The organism is Microcoleus sp. OTE_8_concoct_300 (genome assembly GCF_031383065.1).
Taxonomy (GTDB): domain Bacteria; phylum Cyanobacteriota; class Cyanobacteriia; order Cyanobacteriales; family Microcoleaceae; genus Microcoleus.
The window spans coordinates 1-1,009 of record NZ_JANMZH010000933.1; the positions used below are offsets into that span (position 1 = coordinate 1).

1 protein-coding gene is annotated in these 1,009 nt (G+C 44.3%); it reads right to left on the bottom strand.

Annotated features, from left to right (window positions below):
* Positions 1-1,009, bottom strand: a 1,009-nt coding sequence (locus ACUVJL_RS39595) for a protein kinase domain-containing protein (protein ID WP_445250821.1), incomplete at both ends; no start/stop codon positions are given.

Here is a 1,009-nt window from a genome sequence, read left to right on the forward strand (position 1 = left end):
CCATGTTTGTAATTGAGCATCCGGTTCTGATAATAATTGCCCCATCAATTCCCGAAATGCTTGCACAAATGCACTGAAAGGAATATTGCGCTGGAATTGGTCGTATTTGCCTTTAATAAAATAGCCCCGCTGTCTGGCTATCGGCTTGTGGACTTCGTTGACTACGGAGGTTTTACCAATCCCAGAAAAGCCAGCTACCAGCATCATTTCGGCGCTACCTGTACTGACTCGCTCAAAGGCTGCTAATAGATTATCAACTTCAGTTTCTCTGCCGTAGAGTTTTTCGGGAATCAGGAAACGGTCTGTAATATCCCGCGTTCCCAAGTCAAATTTTTCTATGCTGTCCGTTTCTTGTAATTGCAGCAGACACATTTCTAAATCATGCTTTATCCCCAAGGCAGTTTGATACCGATTTTCGGCATTCTTCGCCATCAATTTACTGACAAGAAGCGAGATAATTAGGGGAATTTCTGGCTTGATTTCGTGCGGGGAAAGCGGCTGTCTGGCTATGTGGCAGTGAACCAGTTCTAAAGCATCTTCTGTCTCAAAAGGCAGCTTTCCTGTCAGCAATTCGTAGAAGGTGACGCCGAGGGAGTAAAAGTCACTGCGGTAATCGAGAGTACGATTCATTCTCCCGGTTTGTTCGGGTGAAATGTAAGCAAGGGTTCCTTCCAGAACTCCGGGGTTTTTCAGTATCGGTGTTTCTCGGCTTAGCTGAGTGGAAATGCCAAAATCAATAATTTTTAATTGTTTAGTTTGGGGGTTGTAAACAATATTAGAAGGGTTAATATCTTTGTGGATAATGTTTTCCCTGTGAATTAGCCCTAAAATTTCAGTGGTGGCGATCGCCAGAAGTAAAAATTCTTCGAGAGTAAAGGAGCGCTGCTGCATCCAAATAGTCAAGGATTCGCCGCCAAAGTCCTCGACAAACATCACGAGGCTGTTTTGGTATTTTTGCAAGTCATAAACCTGTACGACTCCCGGCTCTTTTAGCTCTTGGGTGATGCGG